At 37.2% G+C, this 14,389-nt stretch carries 11 protein-coding genes and 1 riboswitch; of the genes, 4 read left to right on the forward strand and 7 right to left on the reverse strand.

The window, feature by feature from the left end; translation table 11 throughout:
* Positions 1 to 166: 166 nt before the first annotated feature.
* Positions 167 to 1,708, forward strand: a complete 1,542-nt coding sequence (locus tag AA0017_RS17740; protein ID WP_413376625.1) for a methyl-accepting chemotaxis protein — start codon at positions 167 to 169, stop codon at positions 1,706 to 1,708.
* 164 nt (positions 1,709 to 1,872) lie between these two features.
* Here the strand turns inward: AA0017_RS17740 and AA0017_RS17745 are convergent, their stop codons facing one another.
* The 7 genes from AA0017_RS17745 to AA0017_RS17775 all read right to left on the reverse strand — a co-directional run bounded on the left by AA0017_RS17745 (position 1,873) and on the right by AA0017_RS17775 (position 8,508).
* Positions 1,873 to 2,985 (reverse strand): GerAB/ArcD/ProY family transporter, encoded by a 1,113-nt coding sequence (locus AA0017_RS17745; RefSeq protein ID WP_413376627.1) that lies wholly within the window; start codon positions 2,983 to 2,985, stop codon positions 1,873 to 1,875.
* Between the two features lie 15 nt (positions 2,986 to 3,000).
* Positions 3,001 to 3,234, reverse strand: coding sequence for a hypothetical protein (locus tag AA0017_RS17750; protein ID WP_413376629.1), 234 nt, complete (start codon positions 3,232 to 3,234; stop codon positions 3,001 to 3,003).
* 10 nt (positions 3,235 to 3,244) lie between these two features.
* The gene (locus AA0017_RS17755; RefSeq protein WP_413376631.1) at positions 3,245 to 4,450 is read right to left on the reverse strand and encodes a Ger(x)C family spore germination protein; all 1,206 of its coding nucleotides are present in this window, start codon (positions 4,448 to 4,450) and stop codon (positions 3,245 to 3,247) included.
* Positions 4,447 to 6,072, reverse strand: a complete 1,626-nt coding sequence (locus AA0017_RS17760; protein WP_413376632.1) for a spore germination protein — start codon at positions 6,070 to 6,072, stop codon at positions 4,447 to 4,449. The genes AA0017_RS17755 and AA0017_RS17760 overlap by 4 nt, the downstream gene beginning before the upstream one ends.
* 289 nt (positions 6,073 to 6,361) lie before the next feature.
* Positions 6,362 to 7,336 (reverse strand): class II fructose-bisphosphatase, encoded by a 975-nt coding sequence (gene glpX, locus AA0017_RS17765; protein ID WP_413376634.1) that lies wholly within the window; start codon positions 7,334 to 7,336, stop codon positions 6,362 to 6,364.
* A 259-nt stretch (positions 7,337 to 7,595) separates the two neighbouring features.
* The gene (locus tag AA0017_RS17770) at positions 7,596 to 7,934 is read right to left on the reverse strand and encodes a VOC family protein (RefSeq protein WP_413376636.1); all 339 of its coding nucleotides are present in this window, start codon (positions 7,932 to 7,934) and stop codon (positions 7,596 to 7,598) included.
* A gap of 151 nt (positions 7,935 to 8,085) precedes the next feature.
* Positions 8,086 to 8,508, reverse strand: a complete 423-nt coding sequence (locus AA0017_RS17775) for a VOC family protein (protein WP_413376638.1) — start codon at positions 8,506 to 8,508, stop codon at positions 8,086 to 8,088.
* A 1,039-nt stretch (positions 8,509 to 9,547) separates the two neighbouring features.
* Here AA0017_RS17775 and AA0017_RS17780 point away from each other — a divergent pair.
* The 3 genes from AA0017_RS17780 (at position 9,548) to AA0017_RS17790 (ending at position 13,603) form a co-directional block, all read left to right on the forward strand.
* The gene (locus AA0017_RS17780; protein ID WP_413376640.1) at positions 9,548 to 11,158 is read left to right on the forward strand and encodes an ATP-binding protein; all 1,611 of its coding nucleotides are present in this window, start codon (positions 9,548 to 9,550) and stop codon (positions 11,156 to 11,158) included.
* Positions 11,151 to 11,849 (forward strand): response regulator, encoded by a 699-nt coding sequence (locus AA0017_RS17785; RefSeq protein ID WP_413376642.1) that lies wholly within the window; start codon positions 11,151 to 11,153, stop codon positions 11,847 to 11,849. The genes AA0017_RS17780 and AA0017_RS17785 overlap by 8 nt, the downstream gene beginning before the upstream one ends.
* Before the next feature lie 80 nt (positions 11,850 to 11,929).
* Positions 11,930 to 13,603, forward strand: coding sequence for an SLC13 family permease (locus tag AA0017_RS17790; RefSeq protein ID WP_413376644.1), 1,674 nt, complete (start codon positions 11,930 to 11,932; stop codon positions 13,601 to 13,603).
* A gap of 620 nt (positions 13,604 to 14,223) precedes the next feature.
* Positions 14,224 to 14,384: riboswitch (cyclic di-AMP (ydaO/yuaA leader) on the forward strand.
* The last annotated feature ends 5 nt before the right edge of the window (positions 14,385 to 14,389 follow it).

The raw sequence follows: 14,389 nt of genomic DNA on the forward strand, positions 1-14,389 counted from the left end.
GTTACCATTCTGTAAAACTTTAACTTCTATTAAAAAATGTTCTCCTTCTAGCAACGATTACAAATAGACCTTTTGAACTATATCTATTATAATAGGTTAGTTAGTCACCTTATTATTAATTGAAGATAAGCTCCCAACAACTATTGAGATAAAGGAGAATAACCAATTGACTTCACTAAATAAAAATACCACAATGCTTTTTTTAGCTACTTTAATCGTCCTACTATCACTATTCACCCATATTTCCCATCGCTTCTTTGGATTTTTAGATACATATGTTCTTTTACAAGGAATTAGCCAACTATCTAGCGGTTTGCTCCTTTTTAAAAATATTCTTTTTCTTTTACCGATTTTATTATTGATAATCAGCTTTATTGCTTATAAACAAAATCAAAAATCTCCTATCTTACCTTGGCTTATTGTCACAACACTTACCTTTAGTAGTATTTCTATCATTGCAGGCGGTAATGGTCTTGTCGAATATCATTTTTCTATATTTATGGTTATTGCCTTACTAGGATATTACGATCAAATGAAATTAGTCATCTATAGCACATCTATATTTGCCATTCATCACATAGCTGGTTACTTCTTCTTTCCAGAATTACTCTGTGGTACTTCTGACTATCAATTTAGCTTATTGCTTATTCATGCTATTTACCTTCTTTTAACAAGTGGTGCTACGATTCTTTTAATTCATACTAAAAAAATAAAAACCGACGCCTACGAAAAACAAGTCACCCTACAACAAGATGCTTTAAATAATGTGTTAGTACGCCTAAATAATCGAAGTGGTTCCGTACTTACTTCTGTTCACAAGCTTCAAGATGGTATTACGGAAACGAACAAAACAAGTCATGAGATTGCCTCTTCCGTTGAAACCATTTCACTAGGTACAGACAAACAGTTTAAACAAATTTCAACCGGTGTCACCCAAATTCAATCTATGTTAAATCAACTTAAACAAGTGAAGGAGACTGCAGATACTGTTCAAAAAATATCTTTAGATACTTCAGAACAAGTCCAAAAAGGGAAACAAGTCGTACAACACACAAAGAAACAAATGGAACAAATTGCAGAGAATGTTCAGCATGTCGATCTCTTTGTTCAGCAATTAATCAAACAATCCCAAAATATTGGAACCTTCATCGGAACCATTACAACCATAGCCAATCAAACAAACCTGCTTGCTTTAAACGCTTCTATTGAAGCTGCTCGAGCAGGTGAGCAAGGGAAAGGTTTTGCTGTTGTTGCAGAGGAAGTTCGAAAGCTTGCTCAACAATCAAATGAGGCAGCTAACGAAAGCCAACAAGTCGTTCGCTTACTACAAGAACAAATTGAGCAAATTGCCAACAAAATGAGCGATAGTCTAGAAGACGTCCAAGAAGGGCTAGCCCGCTCAACAGAAACCGAAAACGTTCTTGAACAAATGATTGGTTCTTCTAATGAAGTGAACACCAAGAGTGCATTGACCGTTGACTCGTCTGCTCAATTACTTAACAATTCAAATGAAACAAAACAACAGTTTATTCTAATCGAAGAAATAGCTTCTAGTTTTCATTTAGATATTAGTAGTATTTTGACTTCAACTGAACATCAATCACATGCTACTAATACCTTAGCAGAAATTTCAGAGTCACTTGAATCTCTTGTACTTGAACTCGAGCAAATCGTTCATCATATACAAGAAATTACAAAAGAAAAATAATTTATTATTAAATTAAAAAAGGGCATCTCAAAAGCCCTTAAAAAATAACCCATTGAGTCATCATAAAATGATTTTGATGGGTTATTCCTTTTTTCGTATGGAATTTGCGTTTCGAGCTGTGGTTCAGCCACCGCCTGCACAAAGCCCCCCCATTCCAAAAGCATTTACATTTGCTGCACTTGATTTTTTCGAGGATTCCGCAGTTTATCAACAATTAATGTTAAAAGTGGAAACAAGACACCCATTGTGAAAGCATAAGGAGCCCAATATTTACTATCCCACGAACTCATAAATGCAACGTTTGGGTAGATAATTGTCGAGAAACCCACCGCCAAAATAACAATTGGCAAAACAATTGGCCGATATGTTTGAAGGTTAAAAAACTCTGCTAATCCCACTGTCGTAGCATAGAAATAAAGGGACATTTTAAAAAAGATTGTAATCATCCACATACCAGCCATAATCACTTCAATCCTTGTAATAATGTCACCAACATTGATTGATTTAGCTAGAACATAGCTAGGATACATTTGCCGTGCCGTTGAATCAGCTCCAAGTACAAGAATCGACAACAAGACAGCAATGAAAACAAAAAATCCACCAAGAAACATCCCTCCTAAAAAGTAATGCTTTACCTTTTTCAAATTACTCACATTTTTAGGAAAGAACATCAAGAAGACCACTAATGGGAAAGTAGCAACGCTTACAAATTCAAATGCTCCTGATGCCAACTGCTTGATGCTTACATCAAATAACGGAGTCAATCTTTCAAATTCCAGTTTAGGTGTAATAAAAACAACCATGGCAATAAATAATAAAAGAAACCATGGAAGAAGTAACTCACCACACCTTGCTAAGACTTCTAACCCTCCTCTTGTTGCTAAGTAAATAAGAAAACCAAACATAGCAATTAACACTTCAATTGGTGTCTCAGGTAGCATGTGCGTAGACACAAACGTACCAACATGAAAAAGCAGAGTAGTTGTTCCAATAAAACCGAAAAATATAAAACATAAAATCATAAACTTTCCAATCACATTTCCATATACTTTTTGCAAATATTGAACATAGGATTGATCCCCAATATTTCTTGCACATATTACATAAAACCAAGCCACCAGAACGCTCACTATAACTCCTAATAGAGTGGAAATCCATGCGGCTTGTTGAGCAATTTCAGCTTGATTAGTTGGTTCAAGAAGAATGGTTGTACCAACTGAAAATAATATAACAAAGACGGTTAGCTGCAAAGGACTGATTCTTCCTTTTTCAAGCAAAGTGACCCTCCATTCTTAATCAAAAATCCATGTAAATAACTTATTTAGCGGTTCCATACACCATCCAATTAGGTCCAACGGATTTGGGATTGGATAGTCATGAATGTTCCCGATCATGATCAAAGTTGCAAATAACATTAACAAAGAGAAAATCCAAGTCTCTTTTATCATCTTATTTTTCAAAAGCGACGGTACTTGAAGTAACATAATGACAACTAGCGCTATAATAATTCCAACAGTTACCAACATAAGCTAATGATTACCCCTCCTCATTTTCATAAAGAAAAGGGTTGGAAATAGAACCAACTTCACGAACCTTTATATTTGATTTAACTTCTACATCAACGTGTGCAAACTCTGTTTCCCAACTACCCTTATACTTCTTCCATTCATCAGGAAAATCTTTATACAACTGATGTCCAAACCCCAAAAAATCAGAGCTAAATTCCTTTTGTGCCTTGAAAATAACATCTCTGATATCACTTTCGATTTGTTTATTCGTCTGCTTCTCTAACTCATTGATTGTATTTGGTTTTTGTACATCAAGCTTACAATTGATTTCGGCCAATTTCCCTTTCCCTTCAATTGTAATAAAGATAGCCGGCTTACTGCCTTCAACGCTTGTTTTAATCGTGGAATCCATGTTTATCATTTCAATACCAGCTTGTCCATTTCCACATTCGGTAACGACAACGGTACTTTGAACATCTCCTTTAATATAATTAAATCCTTTGCTTTCATCTTCAGTTAGCCAACCAATTAATTGATTTTGTCGAAAAACAGCAAGGCCAGTGTACATTAAAGTGACCTCAGGATTGACAGTCTGGACATTATCAAAAGTATCACCTTTACTCGACTCTTTTAATGTTGTAATTCCGGTAAGTACTGGATCCATTCCAGTAATCAAAATTTCATCTATAAGTTGATTCATTTGCACTTTTCTCGATACAGCCCAGTTTTCAGAAGATGATTCAAGAGAATAGAGCAATTTATCAGCTGGGATTTTCTCAATACTAGTTAACGTAGAAAGGACTTCATTGGCTGATTTATCTTTGGCTACTACGATATAAAAATCCGTTCTCATTTCATGGTCTCTAGATAAGAAATCCAGTGAATCATAGATACCTTCTCTTGCATATTTCTCACCAAAAACAATCATACGAATATGGGCAAGGTAAATACTTCGTGGTACTTGTTTTGTTAGTTTCCTTAATGCCTCAAATAACATTTCCCCACTTGCTGAATAGGTAGTAACTGGACTATCATACCCACCACCACCTTCAACTGCAGCCACTTCATTTGGATTAAGTACTTGCACTGTCACAATGAAATGACCTTCATCACTTTTATCAATTCCTAATGAAACAGCGATAGCTAAATCAGTCACTTCTCGACGATTCCAACAAGCACTCAATGACGCTAAGAGAAAAACAGTCAAAAACAAAAATAACAATGTCCTTTTCACGTGTTATCCCCCTTTCGTGATTCGGTCTTTGGGGTAGGATTGTTTTGTTCACGTATGACATTTTTACGGCTAATTAAACGGGGACGAGAAAACATCCCCCACCACGGGACTCGAACGAACACATCTTTTTGTTCTTGAAGAATGAACGGGGCAACAGGAGCTGTATACGGTACACCAAATGAACGAAGGCCGCTTAAATGGATCACCAAGATAATTAACCCAAACATCACTCCAAAAAATCCGAAAGCTGCTGCAAGGCTCATCATCACAAAACGAATGATTCGAATTGAAATGGCCATATTAATCGATGGAAAACAAAAATTAGCCACAGCCGTAATCGCTACGACAATCACCATTACCGGTGATACGATTCCCGCTTGAACAGCAGCTTGACCTAACACTAAAGCACCTACAATCGACATTGCTTGTCCTACCGCCCTTGGCATTCGAACACCAGCTTCACGAAGAACTTCAAAAGAAACTTCCATCATAAGAGCTTCAATAAAAGCTGGAAAGGGAACACCTTCCCGCTGTGCCGCAATTCCAATTAATAAATGTGTCGGTAACATCTCTTGATGGAAGGTTAAAATAGAAATATAAAAGGCTGGTGCAAGTAAAGCAATAAAAAAGCAAAAAAACCTTAATACCCTCAACAGCGTCGCAATATCTGCTCGTTGATAATAGTCCTCACTTGCCTGAAAGAATTCAATAAATAATGAAGGAACTACCATGACAAATGGTGTTCCATCCACAAAAATTGCGATTCTTCCTTCAAGTAGTTTAGCCGCAACAGAATCTGGCCGCTCGGTACTGTAAACAGTAGGGAAAGGTGTGTAGGTCTCATCCTGAATCAGCTCTTCTATGTAGCCACTTTCTAAAATCCCATCAATGTCGATTCGTTTTAAACGCTTCTGTACTTCTTTGATGATATCCTCATTGGCAATACCATTAATGTAAGCTATAACCACATCTGTTTTCGTTACTCTTCCAATCTCCATCGACTCAAACCAAAGGTTAGAACTACGGATTCTCCTTCGAATGAGAGCTATATTCGTTGCGAGTGTTTCATTAAATCCATCACGAGGTCCCTTAATTAATGTAGCCGATTGTGGTTCCTCAACACCACGCTTCTCAAACCCTTTAATACTCACTGAAATGCCTTTGGACTGCCCTTCAACAAGAATAATAGTTTTTCCTGAAAGGACACCTCCCATTAAAGAAGGAAAGTTATTGACCTCATCTACCTCTCCGACTGTCACACTCTTTTCCTTTAGCGAGTCAATAAAGGAAGCAGGCTGACCTGTTTCACTCTTATCTAAATCATTTGGTTTAAACCGATACATTAAGGTCTCAAGCAGGTCCTGTAGTTGACCACTGTCCACAAGTCCTACCGTATAGACCAAACTTAACTTGTATTCATTATGAGGTCCGATTTTAAAGGGACGAATCACAATATCAGAACTATTACCCAAAACTTTTTTAATATGACTCATATTCTCTTCAAGTGACGTGAAGAGATGTAGCTGTGTATTTTCTGGAGAGACCAACTCTTCGGAAGCCGTATTCGTCTCATTTTTCGTTTTTTTATAGATGGATCGTAGAGTTTTACTAAAAAGTTTCATGTGATTCCCTCCGATCTATCATGAATATTTATTTACAGATGAACATGTTATGTATTTTGTGTACTTTGAGAGAAAATATGTCTAAATTTGCTAAAGAATTTATATTAGGCGTCGCATCTGCCTTTTTACGACTCGGCCTCCTCTCCCTTTTTCGCATTTCACGTTACTTCATGCTAATATCCACAAAAAACCGTCATTTTGATTATGCATCTATCAAAATGACGGTTCTTCGATTATTTAAGATGGATTACTTTTTTAATTCTTTATTTCAAAGATACACTACCTATCTTTAAATATTATCTTTATTCACATACGGTTTGTGATCAAGATGATGAACGGAATTGATAAAACGAAGCGTCTTTGTTTTTGCACGCATGACGATCGAATGTGTTTCCACTAAATGATCGCCTAAAAATCGAACTTCTTCTAAAATGTCTCCTGAAGTTACCCCTGTAGCGGCAAAAATAGCATCATCACCTGCAACTAGATCATTTAAGGTTAACACTCTTGTCGGGTCTTCAATCCCCATTTGTTTACATCTTTCAAATTCAGCCTCATTTTCAGGAAGTAATCGACCTTGTAATTCTCCGCCAAGACATTTTAATCCAGCTGCCGCAATAACGCCTTCTGGTGCACCACCACTTCCAACAAATAAATCGACACCTGTTTTAGGAAAAGCTGTCGCAATTGCTGCACTAATATCATTATCGGAAAATAACTTAACCCTCGCCCCTTTTTGACGAATGCGTTCGATTAATTCCTGATGACGCTCTCTTTCAAGAACCATCACAGTTAAATCCTGAACTCTTTTTTTCGTTGCTTCTGCGACAATATCAATCGTGATTTCAATGGGGTCATTGATGTTGATTTTACCAGCAGCCGCAGAACCAACGGCGATTTTTTCCATATACATATCAGGAGCATGTAATAATGTCCCTTTATCCGCTATCGCGAGCACCGTAATCGCATTAGAATACCCTTTAGCTACGATATTTGTCCCTTCAATCGGATCAACCGCAATATCAACTTCCGGTCCCTCTCCTGTTCCTAATTCTTCTCCAATATATAACATCGGTGCTTCGTCCATTTCACCTTCACCAATGACAACTTTTCCCTTCATATTAACCGAATCAAAGATGGACCGCATGGCGTTGGTAGCTGCTCCATCGGCACTCATTTTATCTCCACGTCCTAACCAACTTGCCGCAGCCAAAGCCGCTCCTTCTGTTACACGTACTACTTCTAATGCTAGTTCTCTATTCAAAATAACGCCTCCTATCTATTACTCTCATAAAATAGCATACCATATTAACCTTAAATAATGTATCATAATTTCATATAGAGTACACTATTACTTTTTATTTTCAGTAAATAGGAGGAATTTATATCTGTTAGTTACGAGCATTTTATGGATGTTTATTTAAAAGTCCTGATACCGCACACCAATAAAAAATGGTGGAACATATCTCCACCATTTGCTTTCATTCTTATTTTTATCGTCTTAATAGTCAACCTTTATACAATTAGGCTAAGATTTCAACGGTAAACCCTCCCGGTGCTTGAACATAAAAAGTATATCCATGAGATTCAATAGGTGGCTCTACTTCAAATCCATCCTCTTTCAAACGTTTATAAATTTCATCAACCTTCTCCTTACTCTCTTGGGGGAATCCGATATGGAAGGTTTGAGGGTACTCAACATACTTTCCTTTCATTAATGTTAGCACAAAGCCATCTTCATCAAACATAGCCGCAAAACCATTTCCACGAGTTCCTTCGCACGTCATTCCAAAATAGGTTTCTAAAAATTCTCTCGCAGCCTCTACATTAGTAACCGTTAAATTTAAATGATTCAGTTTCATAAGTAATGTCACTCCTTTTCTTATTCCATTTCAAGTATATGACATTTATGCAAGTGACAAAGTCGGCCGTTTTTTAGCTTATATTATTAGCATTATCTTTAAAAAACATTAGACATTTACTTTAAGGCTATTGTATAAGCTAATGTGTAAATTATTCCTCGATTTCCCACTGCGGATTCCAGACGACTTCCCACAGATGTCCATCTGGGTCTTGAAAGTGACCAGAATAGCCTCCCCAAAAAGTATCGTGTGCCTGGTCTGTAATCGTAGCACCTGCTTTTTTGGCTTGTACCATTACGAGATCAACTTCCTTTTTACTCCCTACATTATGACCAATCGTAAATTCAGTAGGGCTCGCTGGAGTCTGTGCAACTTTTGTCTCGTAGGCAATGTCTTCACGTTTCCAAAGGGCAAGTCTTAATCCGCTATGTAAATCAAAAAAGGCAACGGCACCATGCTCAAATTCTTTACCAACTATGCCTTCTGTCGGAAACCCCAGTCCGTCTCGATAAAATTGTAACGCTCTTTCCAAATCATCTACACCCAATGTAATAACAGTAATTCTCGGTTTCATAATTAATGATTCCTCCTCCAGTTATTTTAATTACTAATACTTTGCGTCCTTAGTTAAATAAACGTTTAATTAACTTTCATTATTATTTTCTCCAAGTTCTTTAATCCTTGTTTTTGCCTTATCTCATGGTCGATACGACATGATATTCGGAACTCAGACTAGATACCGCGTCGTTTATTGTTCGATACGGCACGATATGTGAGACTCCCATTAATATCGCGTCATAAACGTGCCAATACGACATGAATTATGGAACTCAGACTAATTCCGTGTCATAATTCACCACATACGACGCCCAGTATATATCTCGCCCTAAAAATTTATAAAGCAAACCTTATTATCAGCTTGTTGAAGGATAAGGAGACCCCATCTAGGGAGGAGGTCACTGGAAAACTCTGAGCGTAAGAATATGGCTATATCATTTAGCTTTACTCCACTCGCTGCATGCCCTACGCGTTCCGCGGGTGAACCGGGAGCCTCCTCACGACAAGTCGCTGCGGGGTCTCCCGTGTTTCACTATTCCCGCAGGAGTCTCCGGGCATTCCGCTCGTTCCGTTTTGGTAATCCAACTCATAGAATAACATTGAATGAAGTTTCTTCTCATTTAGTCTTAGAATCCTACTTTTTCAGTGGCCTCTCCAGGGAGCGGTGTCTTACCTCTCACTTTATATACATCCAAAAAGAGGCTGAACCCTCAAAGGTCATTTTTATGACTTTTTAGTACAGCCCCTTTTATTTACCCCACTAAATGAGTCAATCCCTATCAAGAGTACTTTTTATTCCTATATTTTCTTCATTCCTGCCTTACCCCCTCTTACCATTGACACAAACCATAAAAAGTATAATACTAAAATACAAAACTCTATTTTCAGAATAGACTTTTTTTAAAGTTTCACCTAAAGAAAAAATCAGATAGCTTTTTTTCACAGACAATCACTTTCATATTATTTCATATTATTGAGAGCACTAAATGAACCCTTTTATTACAGATTAAAAGTTCAATTTAAACTCGGTTAGGTCAGTTAAAGGAGTAAAGTTTATGAAACGGTTATGGGAACAGGTTCCACTCAAAGGACAAGTCATGTTATTTTCAAGCTTAATTGTCTTACTATCTCTTTTGATCTTAAGTATGTTTGTTGCTCATAATCAAACAAATAACACAAGAGAGTATTTGGCTGAAAAGGTTCAGCTTAGTGCCAGTCATGTTGCATACAACGTCTTAGTTCAAAATTCACTTTTAGCCGGAGAAACGAATCAAGAATTAATTCATTATGTCGAGATCATTAGAGAAGAAAATGATCTACTATATATTGTCGTTATGGATACTAATAAAATACGCTTTACCCACCCTAATAGCACACAAATTGGCCAAATCTTTGTCGGGACAGATGCCGAACAAGTATTTTCAGGAGAGAAATATACATCTGAAAATGTCGGCACCTTAGGGCCGTCCATGCGTGCCTTTCATCCAGTTTGGGATAATGAAGGAAATCAAATTGGGGCTGTTTCTGTAGGCATTTCAACTGATGCGATTGCTAATGCCGTTTTAGATAATCAAATCATCCTGCTTATGATTACAACAATAAGTTTAATCCTTGGTCTTATCGGTGCTTGGTCTTTAGCAAATCATTTGAAGAAAACATTAAATGGTATGGAGCCGAAAGAAATTGCTTTAGCCGTCCAAGAACGGAACTCTATGCTTGAAGCAGTTAATGACGGAATCTTAGCGATTAATCATGCTGGAGAAGTCCTTTTAGCCAATGATGCAGCCCAACAATTTCTAAAGCGGACTGGTTACCAAGGCCCTTTTGAGCATACTCCTATTGATCTCATTTGGCCTGAGTTAAAACTTCAAGAGGCCCTAATGGCAACATCTACGGTTGATCATGAGTTAATTAAAAGAGGTGATGTCGAAACCGTCGTCACACGAGTGCCCATGTATGTCAATCATCAATGTGTTGGTGCATTGGCGACTTTTAATGAACGCAGCCACCTCCATGACATCGTGAGGCATCTTATTGGAGCAGAGGTTTATGCTCATAGCTTAAGAAGTGAAACACATGAATTTATGAATAAGCTCCATATTATTCAAGCAATGGTCGAAACAGAATCATATGAAGAATTAAAAGATTATATTGAAGACCTTTCTGAACGTTACCATATAAAAACCGCAAGTGCGGCTAGCCAAGTGAAACAACTTGTCGAAGATGTGAGTATTGCTCACTATTTAGCAAAAAGAATCGGTTGGCTGGAACAAATGGGGGTTCATGTCCATATCCAAAGTGGGACTCCCTGGCCAAGTATGAGTGCTGACTTCACTGACATCTGGGTTACCGTCATTGGTAACACCTTTGATAATGCATGGGAAGCGATGCAACATAAGGACCACAAAAGCTTGACGCTCACATTAAAACAAGTGGGTGGTGTACTCCGTTATGTAATTGAAGACAATGGAATTGGTTTTTCTGCAAACGAAAAACAGCAATTCCTAGCAAGTACAAAAAAAGGCGATCACGGCTATGGACTTGCCAATATCCAAAAGAAACTTCAGCCCCTTAATGGAACATTAGACATCTTATCCGAAAAAGATAAAGGGACGATTATTACGGTTCACATTCCATATACAGAAAGGAGCCAAGAAAATGATTAAAGTGGCGATGATTGAGGATGACTTAGATGTTAGTCGATTTCACCGTTTGTTCTTAAATAAAGTGGACGGATTTGAACTCATTTGTGAAGCCCATTCACTAGAAGAAGGATTAACAAAACTCCAGCAGCATCAACCCGACCTGCTCCTGCTTGATGTTTATATCGGTTCCAAAAATGGACTCGACTTACTGAAACAAATTCGAGCAGAAGGAAAAAATATAGATGTAATCTTAATTACTTCGGCCAATGATGCTCAAACCGTTCAAACGGGTCATCGTTTTGGAGTAATCGATTATTTGATCAAACCTTTTTCCTTTACACGTTTTCAAGAAGCTTTAAGCCGCTATCGGGCCAACAGACTTGATACTAGTCAAATCTTTTCACAGCAAGAGGTTGATAGACTTTTACATAAAGGCGGTCAAAATCCTGTCTACACTCTACCTAAAGGGATTACAAAAGTAACAGCATTTCGTGTAATTCGCTGTTTAATCGCAACAAATAACTGGCTTACGGCAGCTGAACTTGCCGAAAAATGTTCAATATCACACGTTTCCTTGCGTAAATACATGCGTTTTTTTGAAGAAGAAAAATTAATCGAAACAGAGCTCGTCTATCAAATCTCTGGAAGACCTTTACAAAAATATAAAACTACTAAAGATGCCCCTCTATTTTTAGAAGCTGGTTTCATTTAATTAAATAAGCTAGACGTAATCCCTCATTTAATGAAAAATATAGTAAACGCTTTCACACTTTCATAGAAGAGGTGGTTACGATGAAACAAGGTTTCTCACTTGCTTGGGGAAAAATGTGGCAACAACATAGAAAAACAAAAGATGCACTCAATGTTTTTGCTTATGCTAAAAAAGGCAGCAATGCTCTAAAAAAAGAATCAAGTCACTACGAACAACTGAAACAAAAAGAGATTAAGCCTATAAAACCAAAACCAGATGAGAAAAAACCTTATACAAGAGGTCAACTAGTCGGATTATTATTAGGTCCATTATTATTTATTTTAACCCTTCTTTTTTTCCATCCTGAAGGGCTAACATCAGAAGGTCGGTTAATACTCGCAACTACATTATGGATTGCTACTTGGTGGATTACAGAAGCGATTCCGATTCCTGTAACGTCCTTGATGCCACTCATTTTATTGCCGTTGACAGGAACAATGACAGGTCCTGATGTCGCTTCTTCTTACGGGAATGATATTATTTTCTTATTTTTAGGTGGTTTCTTTATTGCTACAGCGATGGAGAAATGGAATTTACATCGTAGGATTGCTCTTTTTATCATTGCTGTTATCGGAACGAGCACCCAACGAATTATGCTTGGCTTTATGGTGGCAACTGGATTTTTATCAATGTGGGTGTCGAACACAGCGGCTGTTATGATGATGGTTCCAATGGCTCTTGCGATTACGGCACAAGTAGCCGCAACGTTAAAAGAGGATAACTCTGATTTACCTAAATTTGAAAAATCAATGCTTTTTGGGGTAGGTTATGCCGGGACAATTGGTGGATTTGCAACTTTAATCGGAACACCACCCACTATCATCTTTGCTGGTCAAGTAAGAGAATTATTTGGAGTAGAGGTTTCCTTTGCATCTTGGATGATGTTTGCTGCACCACTCATGATTATCATTCTTCTTTGTACTTGGTTCTATTTAGTAAAATTCGCCTTTAAAATAAATCTCAAACATCTTCCAGGTGGAAAAGAACTGATCCAAGATGAGAGAAAAAAGCTTGGAGCTATCTCCTATGAAGAAGGGATAGTTGCAACTGTTTTTATATTTGCCGCTTTTATGTGGATTACGAAAGACTTTTTCTGGAATGGAGAGAGTGCACTGATTTTGCAATTAACAGGAATTTCAGACGGGATGATCGCTATGATAGCAACCATTCTATTATTTTTAATCCCTGGTAAAGCGAGTGCCCGCATCCTCGATTGGGCTGATTCAAGAGATATTCCTTGGGGTGTGTTATTGCTGTTTGGTGGAGGGCTTGCGATTGCTGCTGGTTTCCAATCAAGTGGTTTATCTACTTGGTTAGGAGAACAGCTTACCGTACTTGATGGTCTTCATATGATAATGATTATTGCAGGGGCGACATTATTAATTATGATGTTAACAGAGATTACCTCTAATACAGCTACCGCGACAATGATTATGCCAATACTCGCTTCCTTAGCTGTTGCCATCAATGTGCATCCATTTGCGCTAATGATCCCTTGTGCGATTGCCGCTAACTGTGCCTTTATGCTACCGGTTGGAACCCCTCCAAATGCAATCATATTCGGGACAGGGAAGTTGAAAATTATCGAAATGGTCCGAACTGGATTTGCTCTAAATGTCTTCTCAACGATTCTAATCGTTATGTTTACTTATTTAATGTTACCGATCGTTTTTGATATTGACTTGAGCATCTTTCCAGAAGATTTTATGAGATAACTACGTACGGTTACTCTAGTTATCATTAAAAGAATTCTAATAAGTGCTTCAAAATGAAGGGAGGTGTCAATCACAAGACATCTCTCTTTTTTTATCCTCGTCATTGTAATTTTACTTTACTCAATATCTTCCCTAGATCATTTACTCTATAAAGTCCATTTATCCTGCTTCTTAAATATTTTACTTCCATAAAAAAACAGCCACACGCAAGTTTAAACGACTTTTCTCAACTAATCAATTGACTCATTTTCATTTTTTCTACTTAAGCATAACTAGTAATCTACTCCTATGTTAGTCAATTGTCAATATATACTTGGGATAAATTTGTATAATCATTATTATAAATAATTTTTTAATTCTATTTTTAAATAAGAAGAAAAACATCTCATTTTTTAAAAACAAGAGGATTTGTTAGATAGTTTAAGAAAAACTAAGTTAATCCATTCAAACCCAATAAAAACACCTAAAATCCACTGCTTTTTAGACTTTTAACGACTTTACAACATAACGACTCAGGAGTAATCTATGGTCAATCCATTATATTTAACTTTTTTCATACACTTAAAAGGGGGATTTTTTTACATCTTTTATTACAAATGAAAAAGCTATGTTTTAGAACAATTCGTATATCGCTTAATTCATACGAAACGGGGGACCCAATTTTTAGGGATTACAGAATAGCGTAATCCTAGGGGTGAATCGACTGACTTCTGCCAGCCGTAGGGCGACTCTTATGCCCGAATCCGACAGCTAACCTCGTCAGCGTTGAAAGAGACAATTGTTTTT

This window comes from Alkalihalobacillus phoenicis (assembly GCF_047302405.1).
GTDB lineage: Bacteria > Bacillota > Bacilli > Bacillales > Bacillaceae_D > Alkalihalobacillus.